The following is a 25,537-nucleotide window of genomic DNA, read 5'->3' as shown; positions in this document are numbered from 1 at the left end:
AGTTAAAACCAGAATCTTTATATTGTGTGTGAAGATATTATTAGTGTGTAAACGGCTTAAATTCAATTATGTTGAGTTTAAGCCGTTTTTATTTTGCTGCCCCAAAGCTAAGTTTTGTTCCCTATAGCTACTAATCAACAGTATATGTAACAGTTTTAAATACCTTTTCTTTCATTTTTTCTTATTAACTTCGTACCTATCAATCATACCTAGGCATAGTTATTTTATTTAAGTAAACTTTCGCCATCGTAAAAAAGAGGCTTTAAGGTTCCGCAGTTTATAAATTTATAAGTAAGTTCGTTTTCAGGAGGAACTCGTTTTGATGTGCGAACTTTCTGCATACAGGCATTAACCAAGTCCACAAAAATTAGGTGGTTGAAGCTTGGTGCTTTTTGAATTTTATGTACATAAATACGCTCTGTACCATTTAGCTCAATCATATCGTACTCATGCCATTGCGAAGATTCGCTTAGCTCATTGAGTTCTCTGGCGTAAAGTTGCTTATCAAGCTCAAGTTGTTTAGCTTCATAAATTAAAGTGCCCCCTTGGCGGTAATCACCTTCGTAAATGTCGGCTGTAATTGTTATTTCATCCCCGCGCATTAAATGTTGAATATTAAACTTTTGCGGCTTAATAGTGATCATGTCGGCATTTTTCGCAAAGTTTAAAAAAGCAACGTTTGAATTTTTAACTTCGTAAACAACTTGCAAGTCATGTGGCGATCTATAAGAAGGAAGATTAATAGCAAAAATAGAAGACCCTCTATTAACTAGTGCCATGGGATGAACTGCATTGTAGCTAGGATCTAATGGTGGAAGTTCTACTTTTTCTTCTTCAGCAAACGCTGTAGTACTTAGCAAAAGCAACAATAAAGTAAATATTAAACGCATAATAACCCCAATTAATTTATGAGCTTAAATTGTAGTATAAAGTTTATATAACTCATATTTTAATACGCATTAACTCCCTTAATTATTAAGCTATTTAGCTTTAATTGAGTTTAGTAGAGTACGGGCTTTCAAATGTATATTTGCATTATCTGGGTCTGATGAATTAGTAGCCCAAACAACATGCCCTTTTTCATTTATAAATAACGTAGTGGGTGTGCCGTGTACTCCTAGTTGTGTCGCAATTTTATCTGCTTGTATTGCGGTTTTAAATGTATAACCCCTATTGGTTAATGCTTTTGCGGGGGAGGCGTTATCATCTTCTTTAAAACTTACAGCTATTACGTTTAAGCCCATGTCGTGTATTTTTTGAAGGGCGGGTTGTAACTTTTTGCAATAAGGGCACCATGTAGCCCAAAAGTGCAGAATATAAGGTTCGCCTAATAGGTTTTGTGTTTTTATACTTGTACCATCGGCCATGTTTAATGTTAAGGGGGGTAGTTCAGGATGGTTTAAGTCTTGAATAGATTGCTCTGCAAATACCGAAAAACTAAAAATGGTAAGTGTTATAACTATAAAAATGTGTTTCATTGTGGTGTCGTTTTTATTCTAGTTAGCAAATAAGAACGACAATATTAAGTTTTTATTTCATATTAAAAGCGTGCTGCTTGTTCAACTACAATGCCATGGCGCTGTGCAAGGCGAAGATGATCTTTATCGTAACCACCACCAATAACTGTTGCTACTGGTATGTTGTGCTCAAGGCAGCGTTTTAAAACCAAATGATCGCGTTTAGCTATCCCATCCCAACTTATATCTAATTTACCTAAGCCATCGTTTTGCCAAATATCTACACCGGCATCGTACAGTACTAAGCTTGGGTTTAGTTCTTTAAGTAGGTAGCTTAAGGTATCGTCAACAATGGCTAAGTATTCGGCATCTTGCATATGATTTGCTAAGCCAATATCTAAATCGCTAGCCGATTTCCTAAACGGGAAGTTTTTTTCGCAGTGTATTGAACAGGTATAAGCATAGGGCTGATGCGCAAGCATAGCAGCGGTGCCATCACCTTGATGTACGTCTAAATCAAAAATAAGCACGTTGGTTACTTCGCCGCTATTAATCAAGGTCTGGGTGGTAAAGGCTAAGTCGTTCACCATGCAATATCCTGATCCAAAATCAAAGTGCGCATGGTGCGTGCCTCCTGCTAGGTGACAGGCTATGCCGTGTTTTAGCGCTAAGCGAGCGGTTTGTAATGTGCCCTGCGGGGCAGTAAATGTGCGCGCCATCAATTGAGCTGACCAAGGTAATCCTATACGACGCATGGCTTTATCGTCTAAGCGGTTGTTCCATAAATCGTGAATGTAGTTGTCGCAATGCACTAACTCTAAAGGCTCGGGAGAGCCTAAAACAGGTTGTGTGAGGTTATTACCAATTAAGCCTAGTTTTTTAACGTGTGCGTATAGATTAGCAAACTTACTCATTGCAAAGCGGTGCTTAGGATCAAAACTAAACGAGTAGTTTGGATGGTACACTAACGGTAAATGAGGGTTTAGAGTCATATTCACACAGGCTATAAAGTTTCCCCTATGGTAATCAACTCCCCTCAAAGTGTCTATTATTGCGAGTCGTGAATAAGCATGGCTAATTCGCGGTGAAGTAATTCATCGTCCGCTAAGTTGAGTTCAATGAGTCTTTTTAGATAGGTAATGCTATCAATATCAATATGCTTACACTTTAAACCAATATGATTGGCTTCTATATGGCAAATCGTTGTCTCCATTTTTATTTCAATTTCGCTGTCGGGTAAAATAAAACGCAGTATGGCATCATTCTCTATTTGATCATTTAATACATCACATTTACTGACTAGCGCGCCGTGCAATGAAATATCGAGCAAGGTACATGGGTACTCATTTTCTTGAAAAATTATGTGCGCATCGGTTGAAAATAAAATACGTGAAAATTGACGACGTTCTTGCATGACTCTGCCTTATTGTTTTTTTAGTAATATCAATAGCATTAAATTAGTGTTCAGTAATAGTGCGAATAAAACAACTCATTAAAAATCACGGCATATGGTTGTTCTATGTAAATAATTTTTTATTTAGTTAGCGAGTGATTCAACATCAATCAAATGCATAATATTTTAAATAAAATTGGTATAAGCATAGCTTTAAATTACACAGTTGCTAGCTACAAACACACATAGTTTATTTAAGGCATAAAAAACCCTGCGAAAAGCAGGGTTTTAAAGGTATTTCAGTTAATTTAGCGATTAACCAATTTTTTGTATTTTATACGCTTAGGTTGTGCGGCTTCTGCACCGTAGGTCTTTTTGAGCCACTCTTCGTATTCAGTATAGTTACCATCGAAAAAGTTAATTTGTCCTTCGTCGCGGTAATCTAAAATGTGTGTGGCAATACGGTCAAGGAACCAACGGTCATGCGATATACACATTACACAGCCTGGGAATTCTAAAATAGCATTCTCAAGTGCACGTAATGTTTCAACGTCCAAGTCATTGGTTGGCTCATCCAGTAGCACTACGTTACCACCGGCTTTTAATAATTTAGCAAGGTGTAAACGGTTACGCTCACCGCCCGATAAGTCTTTTACAAACTTTTGCTGATCGTTACCTTTAAAGTTAAAACGGCTAACGTAAGCACGGCTTGGGAATTCAAAGTTACCAATTTTTAAAACGTCTTGTCCGTCAGATATTTCTTGAAAAACTGTTTTGCTTTCGTCCATATCGTCGCGGAACTGATCAACCGTTGCTAGTTGTACGGTTTCACCAACGTTAACACTACCGCTATCTGGCTGCTCTTCGCCACTTAACATTTTAAATAGTGTAGATTTACCCGCGCCGTTGGCACCAATAATGCCCACAATAGCGCCTTTAGGCATGGTAAAGCTTAAGTCGTCTATTAATACGCGGTCGCCAAAGCTTTTACGTAAGTTAGTAACTTCTAATACTTGGTCGCCTAAACGTGGGCCAGGTGGAATAAATAGCTCGTTTGTTTCGTTACGTTTTTGGTAATCTGATTGTTGTAGCTCGCTAAACTGCGCCATACGTGCTTTAGACTTAGCCTGACGACCCTTAGGGTTTGAACGCACCCATTCAAGTTCTTGCGCAATTGATTTTTGACGTGCTTTTTCAGATTTTTGTTCTTGCTGTAAGCGCGCGTCTTTTTGTTCAAGCCAAGAAGAGTAGTTACCTTCCCATGGAATACCTTCACCACGGTCAAGCTCTAATATCCAGCCAGCAACATTATCAAGGAAGTAGCGGTCATGCGTTACTGCCACAACAGTGCCTTCGTAGTCATGTAAGAAGCGCTCTAACCATGCAACCGACTCAGCATCCAAGTGGTTAGTTGGTTCATCAAGAATAAGCATGTCTGGTTTTTCTAGTAACAAACGACAAATAGCAACACGGCGGCGTTCACCACCTGAAAGGTGCTCAATTTTAGCATCCCACTCAGGTAAGCGAAGTGCATCAGCAGCGCGCTCTAGTACGTTATCGATGTTATGGCCATCGTGCGCTTGAATAACTGCTTCTAATTCACCTTGTTCTTTAGCCAGTGCGTCAAAGTCAGCACCTTCCATTGCGTACTCGTTGTACACCTCGTCAAGGCGATTAAGGGCGTGTTTTACTTCGCCAACAGCTTCTTCAACTATTTCTCGTACTGTTTTGCTTTCGTCTAGTACTGGCTCTTGTGGTAAGTAACCAATTTTAGTACCAGGCTGAGGACGTGCCTCACCTTCAAAGTCTTGGTCAACACCGGCCATAATACGTAGCAATGATGATTTACCAGAACCATTTAAACCAAGCACACCAATTTTGGCGCCAGGAAAAAAGTGCAACGAAATATCTTTTAAAATTGTACGCTTAGGCGGCACAACTTTAGATACTCGACTCATCGAGAAAATAAACTTATCAGGTAAAACCATGGAGGAAAGCCTTCAAATAATAATAAAAATTTTAATGTTGTATTGTAGTTGTTGAGAGGTGAAACAGTCAACGAATGGCGGGTGGGAATATATCTTTATCGTTTTATCTCGTTAAATGTATAGTTTTATTTGGGTGTGCTAACGTATTTAAACCATAGTAAAAATAAGAAAAACCCATGACTATACAAAAAGTAATAACAATGTTGGTTTTACTTACGTTATTTACCACAAACCCCAAAGCTAACGCAGTCGATTCTCCTTGGCCAGAAATAAGAAAACAAAGAATAAATAAACTCCTGCCAAACGCTTTAAAAGCAGCTAAGGTAGATGCTTGGCTTATTGTTTGTAGAGAAAATAACAACGACCCATTGGCTGATCATATTGGCTGTGAAAACGCAGGTTCGCCAGCGGCATATTTATTTTATTTTAATAAAGGGGCGTTTCATTCGGTAGCCTACTCACCTTCAAGCGAAGCAAAAGCACTCGACGAGCTAAACATACATGAAAAAGTGATCTCGGTGCCACGCAGTGTGTCTGCGTTAAAATACGCGGCTGAGTTTATAAAAAAACAACCCTTTGAGCGTATAGCAATAAATGTCTCTGATCTTAATGCACAGGCAGATGGGTTATCGCACTCGCAATACAAGCAATTAACTAACTTATTAGGCGCAAAGCAAACAGCAAAGCTCGTATCGTCTGAAGAAGTTGTTTATCAATGGCTTTCAATTAAGTTACCTGCTGAAGTTGAAATAATGAAAGAGGCCGCAATGCTTTCAGCAACGTGGCAAATAGAGGCTTATAAAACTATTATTCCTGGTAAAACCACCGATGCCGATGTAGCTAAATTTTTAAAAGCTAAAATGAAAGCACGAGGTGTAACCGATGCATGGGCTGCCGATCAAAATCCTAACGTAAATTCAGGTCCCGATCGCGGGCATTCGCATTCTACAAATAAAGTCATTATGCCGGGCGACGTAATTCAAATTGATTTTGGTGTAAAGCTCTACAATCGCTGGGTAAGTGACATTCAGCGTTTTGCTTATGTACTTAAAGAAGGGGAAACCTCTGCACCAGCCAACATTCAGCAATATTGGATTAATGCCCGAGATAGCGGTTTTGCGGCATTTAATGCAATGAAACCCGGCGTAAGGGGTATAGACGTGGATCAAGCTCAAACCGTATTAATGAATAAATACAACTCAGAACCTGTGCCATGGAGTACCGGCCATCCAGTTGGGTATGTTGCACACGATACCGGGCCCAATTTAGGTGGCTCTCGCAGTGCCCAAGTAAGGCCTGCTGCTCATCGTAAACTTAAAGAAGGAATGGTGTTTGCTTTTGATGGCTTTTTTAGTTGGCCTTTAAACAACACCGAGTTTAAAACCATTTCTGTTGAAGAAATGGCTGTAATTACCAAAAACGGCGCTGAATATTTAATTCCCCCTCAGCAAAATTTAATATTAGTGGGCAATAATTAGTTCATTATTTTAAATGCAGTGAGTTAAGCCTCTTTTTAAGGGGTGACTCATTGCTTGCCACATACTTAAGTAATAATGAATAAATTTCATTTAGACATCTATACATCTAGAGGTTGATATTTTTTGCTTTCAGTTCATAATTAGCACAAGTTTTTATGAGTAGGAGTTAAAAATATGCCAATTACCGTAAAGGATGAGCTTCCAGCCATTGCACGTTTGCGCCAAGAAAACGTATTCGTAATGCCAAAAAACCGTGCAAAAACGCAAGAAATCCGCCCAATGCGTTTGGCTATATTAAACTTAATGCCTAATAAAGTAGAAACCGAAGTACAGTTTATTCGTTTACTTGCAAATTCTCCTTTGCAAGTAAACGTAGAGCTGCTGCGCCTAGACACTCACCGTAGCAGTAATAACTCAGAAGAACACCTAGATACCTTTTACCGCTATTTTTCAGAGGTAAAAAATAACAACTACGATGCGCTTATTGTCACAGGCGCACCGCTTGCGCACTTAGAGTATGAAGATGTTGCTTACTGGGAAGAGCTAAAAGTCATTATTGATTGGGCAGAGCAACATGTTACCTCAACATTGTTTTCGTGTTGGGCGGCTCATGCAGCGCTATTCCATAGCTATAATTTAAAGCGCGACTTAAAACCCAATAAGCTGTGTGGCGTATTTACTCACCAATGCCATTTTAAACACGGGGCATTAACCCGCGGTTTTGACGATACCTTTTTAGTACCACACTCACGTTATGGGCACATTGACATAAAAAAAATAAATGCGTGTGATGATCTCGTTGTATTAGCAGGCTCTGAACGAGTGGGTGCTTACTTATTAAAGAACAAATCGGGTAGCCAAGTATTTATAACAGGTCACCCAGAATACGATGCCGACACCCTAAAAGGGGAGTACGAGCGTGATTTACAAAAAAGCCCAGATGCGCCAAAACCTGAAAACTATTTTCCCGATGATGATGCAAGCAAGCAACCGTCAAAAACGTGGCAAAGCCATGCTTTTTTACTTTTTTCGAACTGGTTAAATTACTACGTGTATCAAACCACACCGTATGATATTAATTTAGTTAGCCAAGATGTGAGGACTAACAACTATGCCGAATAATACAGCCGCCAACAAACAAGCCGAACTAAGTGAAGCGCTTAAAGAGCGTATTTTAATTTTAGACGGCGCTATGGGTACTATGATCCAAACTCATAAACTTGAAGAAGAAGACTACCGAGGCGAGCGTTTTAAAGATTGGCACGTGCTAATAAAAGGCAATAACGATTTATTAAGCCTCACCAAACCCGAGTTAATTGCCGATATACACCGCGGCTTTTTAACTGCCGGTGCAGATATTATTGAAACCAATACCTTTAACTCAACCACCATTTCGATGGAAGATTACGACATGGCAAGCATAAGCCGTGAAGTAAACCTTGAGTCGGCCAAACTCGCGCGCGCAATATGTGACGAGTTCACCGCTATAAATCCAGAAAAACCACGTTATGTAGCCGGTGTTTTAGGGCCAACATCTAAAACCTGTTCTATCTCGCCAGATGTAAACGACCCAGGTTACCGAAACGTAACGTTTGATAAGCTGGTTACTGCGTATGTAGAGTCTACCCTTGCATTAATGGAAGGCGGCGCTGATTTAATACTTATTGAAACCATATTCGACACCCTAAATGCAAAAGCCGCCTCATTCGCAGTAGAAGAAGCATTTGAGCAAGCAGGGCGCACACTGCCCGTAATGATCTCAGGCACTATTACCGATGCCTCAGGGCGTACGCTTTCGGGGCAAACAACCGAAGCATTTTATAATTCTATTCGCCATATTAAGCCTATTTCAATTGGCCTTAACTGCGCCCTTGGGCCAGATTTACTGCGCCAATACGTAGAAGAGCTTTCGCGGGTATGCGAAACATTTACCTCAGTACACCCAAATGCCGGTTTACCTAACGAATTTGGTGAGTACGACCTAGAAGCGGGCGATATGGCAGCCGAGATTATAGATTGGGGCAAATCGGGCTTTATTAATATTGTGGGTGGTTGCTGTGGTACAACGCCTGAGCATATTCGTGCGTTTGCTAAAGGGCTTGAAGGGGTAAAACCTCGCGCATTGCCAGAGCTTGATGTTCGCATGCGTTTATCAGGCCTTGAAGCCTGTAACTTAAATTAAGGAGCCGCCAATGACCCAACAAATTGCAGTATTTACCAATGTCGGCGAGCGTACCAACGTAACAGGCTCTGCCATGTTTAAACGCTTAATCATGGAAGAAGATTACGAGACCGCCCTGAATGTTGCCCGCGAGCAAGTAGAAAATGGCGCCCAAGTTATTGATATAAACATGGACGAAGCCATGTTGGACTCAAAAGCGGCCATGGTTAAGTTTTTAAACTTAATTGCCTCAGAGCCTGATATCTCAAAAGTGCCTATTATGGTCGACTCCTCTAAATGGGAAGTAATAGAAGCAGGCTTAAAGTGTATTCAAGGCAAGGCTATTGTTAACTCAATATCGCTTAAAGAAGGGGAGGAGCCGTTTAAACACCAAGCTAAAATTATTAAACGTTTTGGCGCAGCCGCTGTTGTTATGGCGTTTGATACCGACGGCCAAGCCGACACCGCAGATAGAAAATACGAAATCTGTGCACGCAGCTACAAAATATTAGTAGAAGAAATTGGCTTCCCGCCAGAAGATATTATATTCGACCCTAATATATTTGCCGTAGCCACTGGTATAGAAGAGCACGACAACTACGCAGTAGAATTTATTGAAGGCACACGCCGCATTAAACAAAACTTACCGCACTGTAAAGTGTCGGGCGGGGTGTCTAATGTATCGTTTTCGTTTAGGGGTAATAACCCTGTACGCGAAGCCATTCACTCAGTGTTTTTATACCACGCGATAAAAGCGGGTATGGATATGGGGATTGTAAACGCAGGCCAGCTTGCTGTTTACGACGACATCCCCGAAGAACTTCGTAAAGCCGTAGAAGACGTAATACTTAACACCGACCCCGGTGCAGGTGAGCGTTTAGTAGAGCTTGCACCTAAATATTCAGGTATGGCACAAGCTGAGCGGGTAGAAGACTTAGAATGGCGCACATGGCCTGTTGAAAAACGCTTGGAGCACGCCCTTGTAAAAGGCATTACCACCTTTATAGATGAAGACACTGAGGAGTGCCGCGCAGCTGCCGATAAACCTATTCACGTGATTGAAGGGCCACTCATGGATGGCATGAACGTGGTAGGGGATTTATTTGGCGCAGGTAAAATGTTTTTACCGCAAGTTGTTAAATCGGCCCGCGTTATGAAGCGCGCAGTGGCTTACCTAGACCCATTTATTGAAGCCGAAAAAGAAGAAGGCGCCACTAACGGTAAAGTGGTTATGGCCACCGTAAAAGGCGACGTGCATGACATAGGTAAAAACATTGTAGGCGTAGTACTGCAATGTAATAACTACGAAGTAATCGACTTAGGTGTAATGGTACCTGCCGAAAAAATACTGCAAACAGCCATTGACGAAAAAGCCGACATAATCGGCCTTTCGGGTTTAATTACCCCATCGCTTGACGAAATGGTACACGTAGCCAAAGAAATGACCCGCCGAGGTTTTGAACTCCCACTTATGATTGGCGGCGCTACTACCTCTAAAGCGCATACTGCCGTTAAAATTGAGCCACAGTACGACAAAGGCGTAGTGTACGTAAATAACGCCAGCCGTGCAGTGGGTGTGGTATCAAGCTTGCTATCTAAGGAGCTAAAACCTGCCTTTTTAGAAAAAACTAAAGCCGAGTACGTAAAAGTACGCGAGCAACAAGCGCGCAAAAAGCCGCGCTCAAAGCCAGTTACCATTCAGCGTGCTCGCGATAACGCAGCACAACTTGATTGGGATAACTACACGCCACCAGTGCCTAAAAAGCTGGGCGTGACTGAGTTTAAAAATGTACCAATAGCCACGTTGCGTAAGTATATAGATTGGACCCCATACTTTATGACGTGGTCAATCGCTGGTAAATACCCGCGCATAATGACCGACGAAGTAGTGGGCGAACAAGCACAAAGCTTATTTAAAGACGCTAACGACATGCTCGATGACCTCGAAAAGTCAGGTACTTTGCAACCACTAGGTGTAATTGGTTTATTCCCAGCTAACCGTGTGGGCGATGACATAGAAATTTACACCGATGAAACGCGAAAAGAGCTATTAACTACTTCGTGCCATTTGCGCCAGCAAACCGAAAAAACCGACTTTGCTAACTATTGTTTAGCCGACTACATTGCGCAAAAAGGCACACCAGATTACTTTGGCGCGTTTGCAGTAACGGGCGGTTTAGAAGAAGACGACTTAGCCAATGCGTTCGACGCACAGCAAGACGACTACAATAAAATAATGATTAAAGCGGTTGCCGATAGGCTCGCAGAGGCCTTTGCCGAATACCTGCACGAACAAGTACGTAAAGAGTACTGGGGATATGCACCCGATGAAAACCTCGGAAACGATGAGCTAATTCGCGAAAACTACCAAGGTATTCGTCCAGCGCCAGGTTACCCAGCGTGCCCAGAGCACACTGAGAAAAAGAAAATTTGGCAGTTACTCGATACCGAAAAACGCATTGGCATGCAGCTAACTAGCTCATACGCCATGTGGCCAGGGGCTGCGGTTTCGGGCTGGTATTTCTCACACCCAGAGGCAAAATATTACGCCGTAGCCGCAGTGCAAAAGGATCAGGTAGAAGATTACGCCAAGCGAACTAATATGACGCTCGCAGAGGCAGAAAGATGGCTATCGCCTAATTTGGGGTATGAGCCGGAATCATAGCGAAGCGGTCAGTTTTCAGCTGTTAGCTATCAGTAAAAACAAAACGAGCCAAATTAGGCTCGTTTTTTACTTTTATTACCTTGTTTAAGAACAATCAGTTGAAATCATATAATATGGTTATGCAGGCACTATTGGTGATTTCTCTTTAACTGAATTAATATTAGGTAAACGTTGAAAAAATTATATGAAGCAATTGCTTAGTAGTAATAATTTGAAACTATTAGTCGCCAAAACTAAATGAAATTTTAGTTACTTAAGCCGCTGGTGTATTTGTAAGTTATTTAAATAAGGATTAGTTATTTTGAGGGATAAAATTACAGGGCTTTGGAATAGAAAGAAATTTGTATTAATGACATTTATTGCTCTTCTTATTACTTCTATAGGTGCTTATGAAATCCTCTACCACTCTAATGGACATTCTAATTTTTGGCCTGATTTGGGTAGCTGGATTGGGGGAGTGGGAACTATTTATGCCGTGATTATCGCAATTGTTGAGTATAAGAGTCGAAAACGGATTGATGGGGCATATGAAAGATTCGAAATACTTAGCTGCATAAAAGGAGAATATTTCCACAGTTGGATGTATTGTACTTTATATCAACTAGAAACGAAAAGTTGCTTGGAGTCATTAAGAAGTTCTTCAGAAGACAAGCAAGTTATTGCCATAGGAAAGTGGAAGCGTTCTTTAAAGTCGACACTAGAGTTTCATCAAAAATTTATAAACGCTCATAATAAATTGTCTAACTCTGTTATACGCCTAAGATTTTTGTCTCCAGATAAATATAAAATATTAGAAGGTGATTTTAAAAAACTAAATAAATTAGAAAATGACGTGGAAAAGCTTATGAATATTATTGATCAGCGGCGATTTGATAAAATTGATCCTAGCTGGTCGTCAGAATTGAAGGTTTTATCAGATAATATAGGTAAAAAAAATAATTATGATCACATTTTTAATATTCAGTATGATAATGAATGGTTGGAATATTTAGAAGGCATTCAAGAGAATGTATTTAACCTTTTATTAAAAAAGTTAGAAAATCCAAAGTTGTAATTTAGAAATATAAGGCTACCTAGAGCCTTAAGATACATTATATTTTTATAAAGTTGCTTCTGATCTTATATTTTCACTTAGTGTCAGGTATTACCTACCTTTATACAATGCATTCTCAATAACTTTAAATAAAGGGCTACAATGAAGTATCTAAATTACATATTGCTTTGCCTATCCCTATTTTTCACATCGAACACATTTGCGCTTGAGCAGAAGTATCACGAGAGTGTTTTACCTGTTATTGCTGCTTTCAAAGCGCAGGATAAAACTGCGATTGCTGCGCATATTCGCTACCCTCTAAAAAGGCAATATCCATTGCCTGACATTAAAAATGAAGCTGAGTTTATTAACCGCTTTGATGAAGTGTTCGACGATGAACTAGTTGCCGTTATTGGCAGCTCTAATATTAATACCGATTGGGATAGCGTAGGTTGGCGTGGCATTATACTAAATAACGGCGTGGTATGGGTTAATACTGACGGTAAAATTATCGGTATAAATCGCGGAACATCTAAAGAGCAGGCATTTGCTAAACGCTTAATTGAACAAGACAAGCAATCACTTCATTCAAGTATTAATACATTTGAAGAGCCAGTACTCGATTGGAAAACGGCTAGCTACCATATTCGCGTTGATGATTTAGGTGATCATAATTATCGGTATGCATCGTGGGGTATTAATAAAAAATCTAGTGATAAGCCCGACGTCGTTTTATTAAACGGCGATATAAAGTTTAGTGGCAGTGGCGGGAATCACAGTTATACGTTTAAAAACGGACGCTATAGTTACGTATTACACGTTACTGTAATTGGTTGCGATACATCGCCACCTGGTTGGCTTGAGGTATATAAAGATGATGAGCAGTTATTAAAAGAGTCAGTTATAAGTGCTAAGTAGAGTCAACAAACCCTTCTTATTTATACCTAATAAAGCTGCTACTTAATAACAGCTATAAATTGGCACTTACCGATAAAAATTTCAATAAACCAATCCTAAGTGGTAGGCTAAAAAAGTAGCAAGTATTCAAACCGTTCTCGCGCAACAAGGAATTCCTTTAAAGCGCTTTGCCAAGGAGTTAAATATGATCACGCTTACCGTTAATTGTAATAAACATGAGTTTACAGGCGATCCGTCAACGCCGGTGCTTTGGTATCTTCGAGATGAATTAAATTTAACAGGGCCTAAATTTGGCTGTGGTATGGCGCAGTGTGGTGCGTGCACCATACACATTGATGGCGTAGCGCAGCGCTCGTGCATATTACCTGTATCGGCTGTGGCAGGGCGTGCTATTACCTCTATTGAAGGGTTAAGCGAGCAGGGTGAACACCCCGTGCAAAAAGCGTGGGTTGAGCATAAAGTGCCGCAATGTGGGTTTTGTCAGTGCGGGCAAATAATGCAAGCGGCAAGCTTATTAGCGGCTAACCCCAATCCAACTGATGATGAAATAGTGAGTAATATGTCGGGCAATATTTGCCGATGTGGCACGTATCCGCGTATTCATAAAGCGATTAAGTCGGCGGCTAAAACCATTGCGGGCGTTGAGTATTTTGACCCAAATGAACAAGGGGAAGAGGTATGAAAAACAACAATACGTACTTTGACCTAAACCGCCGCCAATTTTTAAAAACAAGCGCAATAGGCGCATTAGTATTAGGTACTTATTTTGTAGGCAGTGCACCACGAGCGTTTGCTGGCGTGTTAGAGCAACCCTCTGAGCAAGCAAAGCGTGCTAACTTATTTATAGCACTGCGCCCCGATGGCATGGTTGAAATAACCTGCCACCGCTCTGAAATGGGCCAACAAATTCGTACAGCCATTGCTCAAATTGTGGCAGACGAAATGGAAGCTGCATGGGATAAAGTAGTGGTTATTCAAGGTAAGGGCGACCCTAAATACGGGGATCAAAATACCGATGGCTCGCGCAGTATTCGATACAACATGCAGCGCTTGCGCGAAATGGGCGCAAGCGTACGTTATATGATGCAGCATGCAGCCGCTAAGTATTGGAAGGTTGACCCACAAACCTGTACAGCTAATCAGCACGTGGTTACCCACAGCTCGGGTAAAACGCTGGCTTATAAAGATTTAATTGACCTCGCGCTTGGCATTACCCCGCCAGAGCCAGACAAGTTAACACTCAAAACACGTAAAGAATGGCGCTATATAAATACCGGTATGGCGCACATAGATTTAACCGATTTAGTAACCGGTAAAGCCACATTTGCTGCTGATGTTCGCGAACCAAAAGCGCTGGTGGCTATTATTGAGCGCCCGCCGGTAGTAGGTGGTGTGGTTAAATCGTTTGATGCAAGTGCCGCTAAAGCAATTAATGGCGTAGTTGATGTTATTGAAATGCCTGTACCAAAAGGTGCGCCGCAATTTCAGCCAAAAGGCGGTATTGCTATTGTTGCTAAAAATACCTGGGCTGCATGGCAGGCGCGTAAAGCACTAAACGTGGTGTGGGATGATGGTAAAAATGGCGATTATAATTCAGAGAGCTTTAAAAAGTCGTTACTGCAAACAGTGAATGAGCCGCAAGCGCATGTGCGCGAAAAAGGCGATACCACCAGCGTATTGGCTAAATCGAGCAATAAATTAGTTGCCGACTATTACGCGCCGCACTTAACTCAAGCACCTATGGAGCCACCTTGCGCCACGGCAATGTACAATAAAGACAGTGTAGATATTTGGGCTGCAACGCAAAACCCGCAAGCCGATATGAAAACTGTGGCCGCACTACTGGGTATGGATGAGAGTAAAATTAACGTGCATGTCACCATGTTAGGTGGCGGATTTGGGCGTAAATCAAAACCTGATTTTTCGGCAGAGGCCGCCTACATTTCAATGAAAACTGGAAAACCTATTCGCGTTCAGTGGACGCGAGAGGATGATATTCAGCACAGTTTTTATCATGCGGTATCGGCTCAACATATTGAAGCTTCACTCAATGAAAAAGGTAATATTGAGGCTTACTTACATCGCACGGCGTTTTCGCCAATTATGTCTACCTTTCAAGAGGGAGCATCTGCACCTGGTGGCTTTGAGCTAGACCTAGGTTTTACTGATAATCCAATTTTAGCACCCAATATGAAACTGGAACGAGGTGAAGCACCAGCAAAAGCCCGAATAGGCTGGATGCGCTCGGTCACAAATATTTTTCATGCGTTTGCCGTGCAGTCATTTATAAATGAGGCTGCCCACAAGGCGGGTAAAGACTCAAAAGATTATTTATTGGAAACCATTGGGCCAGCGCGTACTATCGATTTTGCAAACCAGAACGCAAACTATAATAACTACGGTGGCGATAAAGCGGTTTATCCACTTGAAACAAGCCGTTTGCGTCATGTTATTGAAAAAGCAGCGAGTATGGCAAATTGGGGGAGAACACTTCCAAAAGGGCGCGGCTTAGGTATTGCTGCGCACCGCAGCTTTTTAACCTATGTGGCTACGGTGGTTGAGGTAGAGGTATCGGACGCTGGTGATTTAAACGTGATTAAATCGTGGGTGGCTATTGATGCGGGTACGGTAGTAAACACCGATACCGTTAAAAACCAAACGCAAGGTGGTTCTATTTACGGTATTACCACTGCTATTAGCGACGGTATTACCTTTGATAAAGGTCGCGTACAGCAAAGTAATTTTCATGATTACCGCGTACCGCTTATGAGCGATTCACCTTTAGAGGTAGAAGTAGAAATAATACAAAGCGATGCCCCACCTGCCGGTGTAGGAGAGCCCGCAACACCGGTTTATGCCCCTGCGCTGTGTAACGCTATTTTTGCCGCTTGTGGTAAGCGCATTAGGCAACTGCCTATTGGTAATCAATTAAAAGCGTAAATAGCGTGCTTTTTTAGCCATTAAACAAAAAAACGCCAAATGGCGGTTTTTTTAGAAGTTAGCGATTAGTGAGTTTTTTCAAACTCATCAACTTCACGCTCTGCTTCTTCTTTAGATTTACCATACTGCTGCTGGATTTTACCCACTAGCTCTGTACGGCTACCTTCAATTTTGTCTAAATCGTCGTTGGTAAGATCGCCCCATTTTTGTTGCGCCTTACCTTTAAGTTCGTTCCAATTACCTTTCATACGATCGCTGTTCATAAGTTTATCCTTACTTTAGGTTAGTGAATTGACTGTCAGTTATAAAGTAGCAAGCCTTGTACCAAGAGATAATAATGAATTTATTGTTCTTATTATTAGTTGGTTATATTTTTATGTTAGGTGGTATTGTTTTTGGTGTTGAGTTTTTATTAAAAATTATACATAGCAGTCTGTAATTATTTCTTAATTTTACTATTAAATATTTTATCTGATTTTATTTTTAAAAACATAATGTTAGGAGGGGTAGGTATAATTACCTATTTACTAATGGCTTATATAGGTCAATAGTTCTACTTGAAGTATCTATGCAGTATGTATGAAGTATATACAATTAACCTCTAGGATTATTAGTATGAACAAAATGAATAAACATATATTCACTTTTAGTGCGCTTACCATATTAACCGCGTGTGGTGGTTCTGAGCAAAAAGAGCAGCCAATACTCGATGCTGTTAATTCATCGGTTGAGTCTGTTTCACCTAAGCTTGTTGTAACCCAAGGTGTGATCACGGGCTTTGGCAGTATTTATGTTGATGGTGTTAAGTACAATACAGACACAAGTAACATAATGAAAAATGGTTTAAGCACTCAATTAAGCGCGCTTAGTGTTGGTATGAAAATTAGTTTTTCAGCACAAGAAAATGATTCAGGCGAATGGATTGCCCAAGATGTTGAATACGATACCGAAATTGAAGGCACTATACAAAGTATTGACCGCAGCACAGGCCAACTACTGATAGCTAATACGGTTGTCTATTATAACGACCTAACTCACTTTATTGATACGTCAGAGGCGCTCATTAGTGTGGGTCAAAGGGTTGAAATAAGTGGTTACCCGCAAGCAGATGGTACTTTTTTAGCATCGTACATTGAGGCCGATACGGATGTAAATAATGACGATCATGAATACACGGCAGGCATTGTGTCGAATTTAGATGAAGCCGCATTACAGTTTACTATTAACAATGTAGTGATTGACTACAGCTCAGCCGTACTTGATGGCTTATTGACAAACGATACCTACGTAAAAGTAGAGGGTAATTTACTTGGCGATGTTATGGTGGCAACAGAGGTTGATGCCAGAACAGTTGAAGAGTCATTAGATGTTGATGACGATAGCGTACTACGATACGAAATCGAGGGGTTAATTACGCAAATCAGCGCAACGTCTATGGGAGTTAATGGTCAAGTGTTTGACTTTGCTGATAATATTGACGTTGAAGGCACATTACTTAATGATTTAACCGTGGGTATGTTTGTTGAGGTTTACATTAATAACAATCAAGTCACTTCGGTTGAACTAAAACGCCCAGACTACTCGTCAGACGGAAAAGTAAAAGGCATTATTGAAGATATAGATTCTGTTAATAAAACGATTACTGTTAATGGTGTGGTATATGCAATTAACGAATTTAGCCGATATGAAGACGATGACGAGCAATACTTTAATTTTGATTCTTTAAATATTAACGATTACGTTGAGATAGCTTATTTGAACACGTCGCCGCTTTTAAGTGTTTTAAAAATAGAAAAAGAAGATCAAGACGAATATAACCAAGAATGGGAAATGAAAGGGCAGGTAACTGCTATTTTAAGCAATTCAATCACAGTTAACGGCGCTGAAATACAGCTAGATGCCAATGCAAAATACATTATTAATGATGTATTGGTTTCGTTAGAAACATTTTTAGCACAGCTTGTTGTGGGTGATCGTGTTGAAATTGAAGGTCAATACGATGCAAATAATGTGTTTGTACTTGGTAAAGTTGAACTTGAGAATGATGACGGTGATGACGGTGATGACGGTGATGACGGTGATGACGGTGATGACGGTGATGACGGTGATGACGGTGATGACGGCGACAATGGCGACCATATCGGTGGCTATGTTGAATTTGAAGGAACAGTCACTGAGCTTTTGACTGCAAACAGCTTTATGATTAATGGCTATGAAGTACGACTCTCTGCAAATGCAGAATTAGAGCTTAATGACCGAGATGTAAATTTAACAACCTTTATGGCGGCATTAACTGTTGGCAGTATTATCGAAATTGAAGGTCAATGGGTCGGTAATCAATACATACTTGCCTCTGAGGCTGAGCTAGAGTAATTAGATGTACTATAATAACTAAGCCACATTATTGTGGCTTTTTTAATGGCTGGGTGAAAATGCATAAAGACAAACTGATTTCTTTTACATTAATTTTGATCGTTATTTTTAAATTGATTGATTTATCAATAGATATTTTAAGCAATGTGGAACCTGTGCATATTTGGCAAGAGATCATGTTAATTGTGTTATCGCTAGCCTTGTTCGTTTATTTGATGATTGATATTCACAGGCGTAGTACCAATGAAAAGTTAAATTTGGCACAGTTAACGGTTTCGAAAGAAAATATTAGGCTGCTTAATCAGCAATTAGAAAATTCAAAAGTCGTATTTTTTAATGAAATTAAAATGCAGTTCCAAAAGTGGGGATTAACGGCGACTGAAAAAGAAATTGCACTATTGTTGATAAAAGGATTATCAACATCAGAAATTGCTAGCATTAGAAAAAAGTCAGAAAAAACTATAAGTAATCAATCATCTGCTATTTATAAAAAAGCAGACGTATCTGGGAGACATGAGCTGGCAGCCCTCTTTTTTGAGATGTTACTTTAAGAGATTTTAAAATTAGTAAGCTAAAATTTTCATTCATTGAGAGAGTCGATGAAAGTTAGTTACTATTTAATTTGATAGTGCTTTACGCCTATAGTCATCAAATACTAATAATATGAATCGCCGTCGCACGATTATTTTTTGCTACAATGCCTGCAAAGCAATTTTGGGTAAATAGCAGTGCTGCCGGTTCAAAACATATATCAACAACTCGTAACTACATTACAAAGCAATCCTATAACGTTATTACAAGCACCGCCTGGTGCAGGTAAATCAACATGGTTGCCGCTACAGCTTATGCGCGACGGCCATTTTAAACGTATTGTAATGCTGGAGCCGCGCCGCTTAGCAGCACGTAATATTGCCAATTACTTAGCACAGTGCCAAAACGAAAAAGTGGGCCAGAGTGTTGGTTTGCGAGTACGCGGTGAAAGCAAAGTAAGCAGTAATACGCGCCTTGAAATAGTCACCGAGGGTATGCTTACCCGCATGCTACAAAACGACCCTGAATTAAGTGATATAGATTTACTGATATTTGATGAATTTCATGAGCGCTCAATTGCAGCCGACACTTCACTGGCCTTTGCTTTAGAGACCCAAAGTGCACTGCGTGACGATTTAACCATATTACTTATGTCGGCCACCCTTGATACCGAGCGCTATACACAATTTTTTGATTGCCCAGTTATACAATCAAGCGGGCGAAGCTACCCCATAGACGAAGTATATATACCCATAAAAGATGAAAGTCGCTGGCTTGATACTATTCCCTCTTTAATAAAACAAGCACTAAGCGAGCAAAGCGGCAGTGCGCTGGTGTTTTTGCCTGGGCAATTTGAAATATTACGCGTACAACAGGCCCTTAATGATTTGCCAAGTAATTGCCTAGTTGTCACGTTATTTGGCGAGCAAGATAAAGACAATCAGCAAGCGGCGATTGCTCCTGCGCCTGAGGGTATGCGCAAAATAGTGCTTACCACCAATGTAGCCGAAACCAGCTTAACCATTGAAGGCATTCGCATTGTTATTGATAGCGGTAAACGCCGCGCAGCGAGCTATAACTTAAGAACAGGTGTAACAGAGCTTACAACACAAAGTATATCGCGCTCCTCTGCCGTGCAGCGTGCAGGGCGTGCAGGGCGAATAGAACCCGGTGTTGTTTACAGGCTTGGCTCAAAGCAAACCTTTGAGCGACGTAATAGTCACGATAGCCCCGAAATACTCACCTCAGACATAAGCCAACTTATGCTTGAAGCAAAACAGTGGGGCGCAAATATTAGCGAACTCACCTTGCTTGATACGCCAACAGCGCAGCAATGCACACAAGCAATGAGCTTACTAACTATGCTTGAAGCCATCGACGGCAAAGGCAAGCTAACCAAGTTGGGCAGCAACATGCTGGGTTTTGGGGCGGATATTCGCTTAGCGCATATGCTTTTAAAAGCGCAGGCGCTTGAGATAGAACTCCCTGGTATTTACCGTTTAGCACTTTATTTAGTGGCGCTGCTTGAGAGCCGAATAAACACCGCCAACGAGCTAAGCTTGGCGCTACATAGCCAACAGCAAAGGCCACACCCAGTATTTAAACAGCAGTTAAAATACTGGCAAAGCCGTTTAAAAGTAACCGACAGTAACAGTGAGCTAAACACCGAGTATTTAGGTTTGCTGGTGGCATTAGCTTACCCCGATCGCATTGCAAAAAAACGCGGTAATGGCTACTTACTTGCCAATGGTGCGGGCGCTGATTTAAACACCGATTACTGGCATAACGATGACTACCTTGCTATTGCAAGCATGGGCGGCCATAAAGGCACGCGTATTTTTGCAGCCACCGCACTTAGCCCATTTGAGCTAAAAGATTACTTACCGCATTTGTTTACTACGCTTGCCCGCTGTGAGTTTGATGAAAAAACCGCGCGCTTTATCCATCAAGACGAAGTAAAGCTCGGCGCCATTACGCTTACAAGCCAACCAAGTAAGCAAAAGCTTGATAAAACCGAGCGCGCCAAAGCGTGGCTTAATTTATTTACTAAACACGGCTTTGCATTATTTAATGAACAACCCGATGCGCAGCAATTATTAATACGCATGAGTTTAGCTAGTCAGTTTATGCCAGATACGTTCCCGGCAATAAGCGAGCAGCAACTTATCGAAACAGCTGATGATTGGTTAGGCGTATATTTACAGGATATAAAAACGCTGGAGCAGCTTAAAAAGTTTAACTACTTTGAAGCACTGCAAAATTGTTTTGACTGGACACAGCAAACAGCCCTAAAAACGCTGTTACCGCTTAGGTTAACGGTACCGAGTGGCTCAAATATAAAAATTAATTACCAGCTAGATGGCCCCGCAAAACTTAGCGTGCGCATGCAAGAAGTGTATGGCTTAACAAGTACGCCAATGCTTGCAAATGGCAAGCTGCCACTGCTTATGGAATTACTCTCACCAGGTAAGCGTTCTTTACAACTTACGCAAGATCTTGCGCACTTTTGGGCTAGTAGTTATCGCGATGTACAAAAAGAAATGAAAGGACGTTACCCCAAGCATTTTTGGCCCGACGATCCAGCCAACAGCGTGGCAACCAATAGAGTAAAAAGCAAAATGTAGGTTTATTAACTTAAAAGTATTTGTTTTATTTTTGAGCATATGAATATAGTGTACCTATAAATAAATCAATACTTTTAACTACAAGGAAGAAGTGATGAAGCGACTATTTACATTTGGTTTGCTATTAGTGAGTACCTTTTTGGTTGATGCTGAAGAGGCACTGGACTTAAACAAATTTGCACAGCATTACTACAGCGCCATGACCGCAACGCAAGCGCCTAACGCAAGTGAAAAAGAGCTTGAAGCCTACCTTAGCTTATTAACGGACGATGTTGGCAGTCAGCACATACCGTATCAAGTAGATGACTCTCGCACTGCCGAAGGCAAAAAACTAATGCGCAAAGGCATGAGCTTTTACTTAGGCGCGCATACCCACTATGAAAGTGAGCTACTCAATACTTTTATATTTAACGATAGCGGTTTTGCGATTCGTTATAAAAACCACGCTAAAGGCATTCACCCACAAAGTAAGCAGCCAATTGAGTACACATCAGTAATGATGGAAGTAATAGAAGTTGAAAACGGTAAAGTGGCGATGATCCGTAAATATCATGAATAAAACCATGCATTTACTTTTTATTAATTAGCGCCTTTGAAAGTAGGGGTATTGATAAAAATATACTACGCTTTAATTATAAACTAGTACGTTATAGCTTTAGGTGTAGTAGATGCATGATTTAAAAATCAATATTCTTATTATTGATGACGACGAACTGCTGTTACGTGCGTTAATACGCACGCTTAACCGTTTATGCCCCAGTGCTTATGTGCACACAGTTCAAGTTGCTACTCAATTTGAACAGCAAATAAATAACAACGCCTTACCTGATATTATTTTTTGTGATTCGATGATGCAACTTCCCACGGGGAAAAACGTTTTAGAACAAGCTAAAGAGCTCTGCCCATCTGCGCTTAGGTGTTTATTAACAGGTGATATGAGTGGGAATTACCAGCTACAATTAAATAATGTAATCCATTTTCACCTAGTTAAGCCTTTTGCTCAGTCACATTTAGAGAGCGTAATAAATAGTGCTGTTGTTTTAAAAACACTTCCTATTAGCGGTGAGCATCGCATTATTTTAGGGCAACTCTCTGAGCTTCCGTTTTTAGGTGAGGTAACGCAAAACCTACTCAATGAGCTCAATAAAAGCGAGCCTAATATTTCTATTTTAGAAAAAGATGTTAGGCACGATCCTTTACTGGCTGGTAAAGTTTTACAAATTGCTAACTCGGCTTTTATGGGGTTTGATAGTAGCACCTCAAGTGTAAAAGAAGCGATTGTAAGGATTGGCTTAATAAACCTCAGAGCAATCGTGGTTTTTTCAGAGTTATCTCATCAGTTACTTAGTAAAAATAAACAAAAAGCAATTAATCACTTAATAGACAAAGGCTATAAAAAAGCAGAGTTATCGCAATCGTTAGCAAAATATATAAAGCAAGATCGCCAAACTCAATTACTCGCATGTGCTGTAGGGTTATTAAGTGTTATAGGTGAGTTAATTATAACGAGTGATCCTCATGGCGACTTAGATAACGAAGTTGTACCTAAGTTTGTGTTAAGTGCTTATTTACTGGCGCTTTGGGGGTTTGACCAAAAAATAGTCGATGCGCAATTGATTGATGAATTACCCTCACAAAAAAGCATATCATTAACCGTGATTCACATGATTGTTGAACATGTGTTTTGCAATAATGCGTTTAACTTTAATCTTGAAGAGTTTGATTTTATAGATGACTTAGCGCTATTTCCCGACATAGAGCAATGGTGGTTAAGTAATAAATAAGGATAAAACATGAAAGGCATAATTTTTAGAGGCTTAGAGGCACTGGTTATTGAAAAGTGCGGTATGGCGGCATGGGATGAGTTACTTGAAAAAAACGCCCCTGATGGCCGTGTGTATATTTCTGCACAAAGTTACCCAGATGAAGAGATAATTGGTTTAGCCCAGGATGTAGCGACAGCCCTATCGATGACTATGCCCGAAGTATTAAAAGCATTTGGTGAGTATTTGTTTGGCCACTTAAACAGAAGCCACCCAACGGTTGCGAAAGGCTTTAATAGTTTTGCAGAGTTAATAATGGGGATTGATAAGGTCATTCATGTTGAAGTCGCTAAGCTATACCATGAACCAAACCTACCAGAAATAGAGTCTAAACTGATTGAAGATGGATTTATTTTAATGCATTACCGTTCTAAAAGGCAGTTATGTATGTGCGCAGAAGGGCTTATTTATGGTGCGGCTTCGCACTACGGTATTGATGTTTCTTTAAACCATGTTGAATGTATGCACGACGGCTGCGACAAGTGCGTTATTGAAGTGAAGTATGAGGCTTTAAATGGCTGAAGACGACTATAACTACAAAAAAGCGTATTTGCGTGAAAAAGCGGCAAGAGATCAGTTAGAAGTTTTACTTGAAGATAAAACACGTAAGTTATTTTGCGCTAATCAAGAGTTAAAAGAAAAGCTGAGCATGCTAAAAAGCCAGCAGGTAACCATAATGCAAACCGATAAAATGGCAACACTCGGTACGTTATCGGCAGGCGTAGCACATGAAATAAATAACCCGCTTGCTTATGTAATGAGTAATGTAGAAAGCATTAAGTACTTTAAACCAACACTTCATTCATTAATGCAGATATCTAAGCAGTTCATAGATAAGTCTATCTCGGCTTCAGAGCTTGAAGCACAATTGGTTAAGCTCGACCAAGAAACGAATATAGATTTTATTTTAGAAGATTTAGATGAACTGCTCGGCGACACTCATGAGGGACTTCAACGTATCGCTGCCATAGTAAATAATTTGCTTAACTTTGCCAGACCGAAAAATAACTTATTGGCTATGGCTGATATTACTGAGTCATTAAATGGTGCCATTAAGTTACTCGCCAATCAGCTAAAAAGTTGTCAGGTGGAATGTGATTATGAAGAGCTGCCATTGAGTTATTGTAATTTATCGGCAATTAACCAAGTGTTTGTAAATATACTGCTAAATGCAAAATATGCGTGTGATTTAGTTGATGGCAAGCAAGGTAAAATAGTCATCAAGTTATTTTCAGACGAAAAAAATATTTATATTGAAATTGCTGATAATGGCTGTGGAATGGACGAGCAAACTAAAAGCCATATTTTTGAACCATTCTATACAACAAAACCAGTAGGGAAGGGAACGGGGATGGGAATGGCCATCGTTTATAACGTGCTAAAAGAGCATAATGGTTCAATTGAGGTAGAAAGTGAGCTTGGCGAAGGTACGCTAATGCGCTGTACTATGCCAATAACATTAATGCCGGAATCATCGTTAAACTAGGTATGTTGGCGCAGAATAAACCCAAGCACACTTAAAAAACTATATATAAGCGCTATTTATAAAATGAATTAAGCTACTTCACACCCTAGGGCCTAATAATGACATTAAGATTTTTTGTAATAATAGGTACTTTAATTTTAATGTGCTTTGTAACTAGTTTATTGGTTAGCTATCGATACTTTTTTACGTTACCAACTATAAATGAAAACATTAAAGACTACCAAAATAGAGAGCTATTGAGCCTAGAAATTGCTTTAAACAGAGAGTTTGTTTTCTTAAAAACCCTAAATTACGATTATTCGGTGTGGGATGACTCTTACGATTACATGACGAGCTTTGATAAAGACTATATTGAGTCAAATTATGTGGACGATACCTTTAAATCACTCAAAATAGATGGTGTATTTATTTACGACATGAACTTTAAACAAGTTTATGGGCATACTTTTGATTACATTCAGGAGCAATCCTTTGAGCTGCCAGAATTTGATCTAAATACTCATTTACCTAACCGTACTATCCTACCTTATAAAAAATACGTCAGAACGCTTCGGTTTTTTAAGAACAGAGCATGGCCCTGTTATGTTTGCATCGCACGTAATTCAACGAACAAATAAAACAGGAGAGCCTGTTGGTAGTATTGTTTTTATTAAAAAGTAAGGAAATC

22 protein-coding genes are annotated in these 25,537 nt (G+C 40.3%); 16 read left to right on the top strand and 6 right to left on the bottom strand.

Going from position 1 to position 25,537, the window contains the following annotated elements; all coding sequences use genetic code 11:
* Positions 1–224: 224 nt before the first annotated feature.
* The 5 genes from P20480_RS02510 to ettA all read right to left on the bottom strand — a co-directional run bounded on the left by P20480_RS02510 (position 225) and on the right by ettA (position 4,838).
* Positions 225–890, bottom strand: coding sequence for a hypothetical protein (locus P20480_RS02510; protein ID WP_008132379.1), 666 nt, complete (start codon positions 888–890; stop codon positions 225–227).
* A gap of 90 nt (positions 891–980) precedes the next feature.
* Positions 981–1,478 (bottom strand): TlpA family protein disulfide reductase, encoded by a 498-nt coding sequence (locus P20480_RS02515; RefSeq protein ID WP_008132377.1) that lies wholly within the window; start codon positions 1,476–1,478, stop codon positions 981–983.
* A 62-nt stretch (positions 1,479–1,540) separates the two neighbouring features.
* Entirely contained in the window at positions 1,541–2,449 is a 909-nt protein-coding gene (locus tag P20480_RS02520) for a histone deacetylase family protein (protein ID WP_008132375.1), read from the bottom strand.
* Positions 2,450–2,505: 56 nt separating this feature from the next.
* The gene (locus P20480_RS02525; protein WP_008132373.1) at positions 2,506–2,871 is read right to left on the bottom strand and encodes a PilZ domain-containing protein; all 366 of its coding nucleotides are present in this window, start codon (positions 2,869–2,871) and stop codon (positions 2,506–2,508) included.
* 287 nt (positions 2,872–3,158) lie between these two features.
* Positions 3,159–4,838, bottom strand: a complete 1,680-nt coding sequence (gene ettA, locus P20480_RS02530) for an energy-dependent translational throttle protein EttA (RefSeq protein ID WP_008132371.1) — start codon at positions 4,836–4,838, stop codon at positions 3,159–3,161.
* Positions 4,839–5,014: 176 nt separating this feature from the next.
* On the opposite strand from ettA, the gene P20480_RS02535 reads away from it, so the two are divergent.
* The 8 genes from P20480_RS02535 to P20480_RS02570 all read left to right on the top strand — a co-directional run bounded on the left by P20480_RS02535 (position 5,015) and on the right by P20480_RS02570 (position 16,033).
* Entirely contained in the window at positions 5,015–6,316 is a 1,302-nt protein-coding gene (locus P20480_RS02535) for a M24 family metallopeptidase (protein ID WP_008132369.1), read from the top strand.
* Positions 6,317–6,490: 174 nt separating this feature from the next.
* Positions 6,491–7,438: a homoserine O-succinyltransferase gene (locus P20480_RS02540; protein WP_008132367.1), complete on the top strand. Its 948-nt coding sequence runs from the start codon at positions 6,491–6,493 to the stop codon at positions 7,436–7,438.
* The gene (locus P20480_RS02545) at positions 7,428–8,498 is read left to right on the top strand and encodes a homocysteine S-methyltransferase family protein (RefSeq protein WP_008132365.1); all 1,071 of its coding nucleotides are present in this window, start codon (positions 7,428–7,430) and stop codon (positions 8,496–8,498) included. Before P20480_RS02540 ends, P20480_RS02545 begins: the two co-directional genes overlap by 11 nt.
* A gap of 10 nt (positions 8,499–8,508) precedes the next feature.
* Entirely contained in the window at positions 8,509–11,142 is a 2,634-nt protein-coding gene (gene metH, locus P20480_RS02550; RefSeq protein ID WP_008132363.1) for a methionine synthase, read from the top strand.
* Positions 11,143–11,443: 301 nt separating this feature from the next.
* Entirely contained in the window at positions 11,444–12,196 is a 753-nt protein-coding gene (locus P20480_RS02555; protein WP_008132361.1) for a hypothetical protein, read from the top strand.
* 141 nt (positions 12,197–12,337) lie between these two features.
* A complete protein-coding gene (locus P20480_RS02560; protein WP_008132359.1) occupies positions 12,338–13,093 on the top strand; it encodes a hypothetical protein in 756 nt (251 codons plus the stop codon).
* 184 nt (positions 13,094–13,277) lie between these two features.
* A complete protein-coding gene (locus P20480_RS02565; protein WP_008132357.1) occupies positions 13,278–13,775 on the top strand; it encodes a (2Fe-2S)-binding protein in 498 nt (165 codons plus the stop codon).
* Positions 13,772–16,033, top strand: coding sequence for a xanthine dehydrogenase family protein molybdopterin-binding subunit (locus tag P20480_RS02570; protein ID WP_008132355.1), 2,262 nt, complete (start codon positions 13,772–13,774; stop codon positions 16,031–16,033). Before P20480_RS02565 ends, P20480_RS02570 begins: the two co-directional genes overlap by 4 nt.
* A 65-nt stretch (positions 16,034–16,098) precedes the next feature.
* On the opposite strand, the gene P20480_RS02575 is transcribed toward P20480_RS02570, so the two are convergent.
* On the bottom strand, positions 16,099–16,296 hold the full coding sequence (locus tag P20480_RS02575) for a CsbD family protein (protein ID WP_008132353.1): 198 nt from the start codon (positions 16,294–16,296) through the stop codon (positions 16,099–16,101).
* A gap of 352 nt (positions 16,297–16,648) precedes the next feature.
* Between P20480_RS02575 and P20480_RS19635 the strand changes: the two genes are divergently transcribed.
* The 8 genes from P20480_RS19635 (at position 16,649) to P20480_RS19965 (ending at position 25,487) form a co-directional block, all read left to right on the top strand.
* Entirely contained in the window at positions 16,649–18,406 is a 1,758-nt protein-coding gene (locus P20480_RS19635; RefSeq protein ID WP_008132349.1) for a DUF5666 domain-containing protein, read from the top strand.
* 59 nt (positions 18,407–18,465) lie between these two features.
* Positions 18,466–18,957: a helix-turn-helix transcriptional regulator gene (locus P20480_RS02585; protein ID WP_008132348.1), complete on the top strand. Its 492-nt coding sequence runs from the start codon at positions 18,466–18,468 to the stop codon at positions 18,955–18,957.
* A gap of 177 nt (positions 18,958–19,134) precedes the next feature.
* Entirely contained in the window at positions 19,135–21,561 is a 2,427-nt protein-coding gene (gene hrpB, locus P20480_RS02590) for an ATP-dependent helicase HrpB (protein WP_008132347.1), read from the top strand.
* Between the two features lie 94 nt (positions 21,562–21,655).
* Positions 21,656–22,120, top strand: coding sequence for a nuclear transport factor 2-like protein (locus tag P20480_RS02595; RefSeq protein ID WP_008132346.1), 465 nt, complete (start codon positions 21,656–21,658; stop codon positions 22,118–22,120).
* A gap of 109 nt (positions 22,121–22,229) precedes the next feature.
* Entirely contained in the window at positions 22,230–23,345 is a 1,116-nt protein-coding gene (locus P20480_RS02600) for an HDOD domain-containing protein (protein ID WP_008132345.1), read from the top strand.
* Positions 23,346–23,354: 9 nt separating this feature from the next.
* Entirely contained in the window at positions 23,355–23,906 is a 552-nt protein-coding gene (locus P20480_RS02605; RefSeq protein ID WP_006791471.1) for a heme NO-binding domain-containing protein, read from the top strand.
* Positions 23,899–24,870: a sensor histidine kinase gene (locus P20480_RS02610; RefSeq protein WP_008132344.1), complete on the top strand. Its 972-nt coding sequence runs from the start codon at positions 23,899–23,901 to the stop codon at positions 24,868–24,870. Before P20480_RS02605 ends, P20480_RS02610 begins: the two co-directional genes overlap by 8 nt.
* Before the next feature lie 98 nt (positions 24,871–24,968).
* The gene (locus P20480_RS19965; RefSeq protein WP_238530321.1) at positions 24,969–25,487 is read left to right on the top strand and encodes a CHASE4 domain-containing protein; all 519 of its coding nucleotides are present in this window, start codon (positions 24,969–24,971) and stop codon (positions 25,485–25,487) included.
* Positions 25,488–25,537: the final 50 nt, after the last annotated feature.

The sequence above is a fragment of the Pseudoalteromonas sp. BSi20480 genome (assembly GCF_000241365.1).
In the GTDB taxonomy this organism is placed as follows: Bacteria; Pseudomonadota; Gammaproteobacteria; order Enterobacterales; family Alteromonadaceae; genus Pseudoalteromonas; species Pseudoalteromonas marina.
This window is presented reverse-complemented; position numbering and strand designations above follow the sequence as displayed.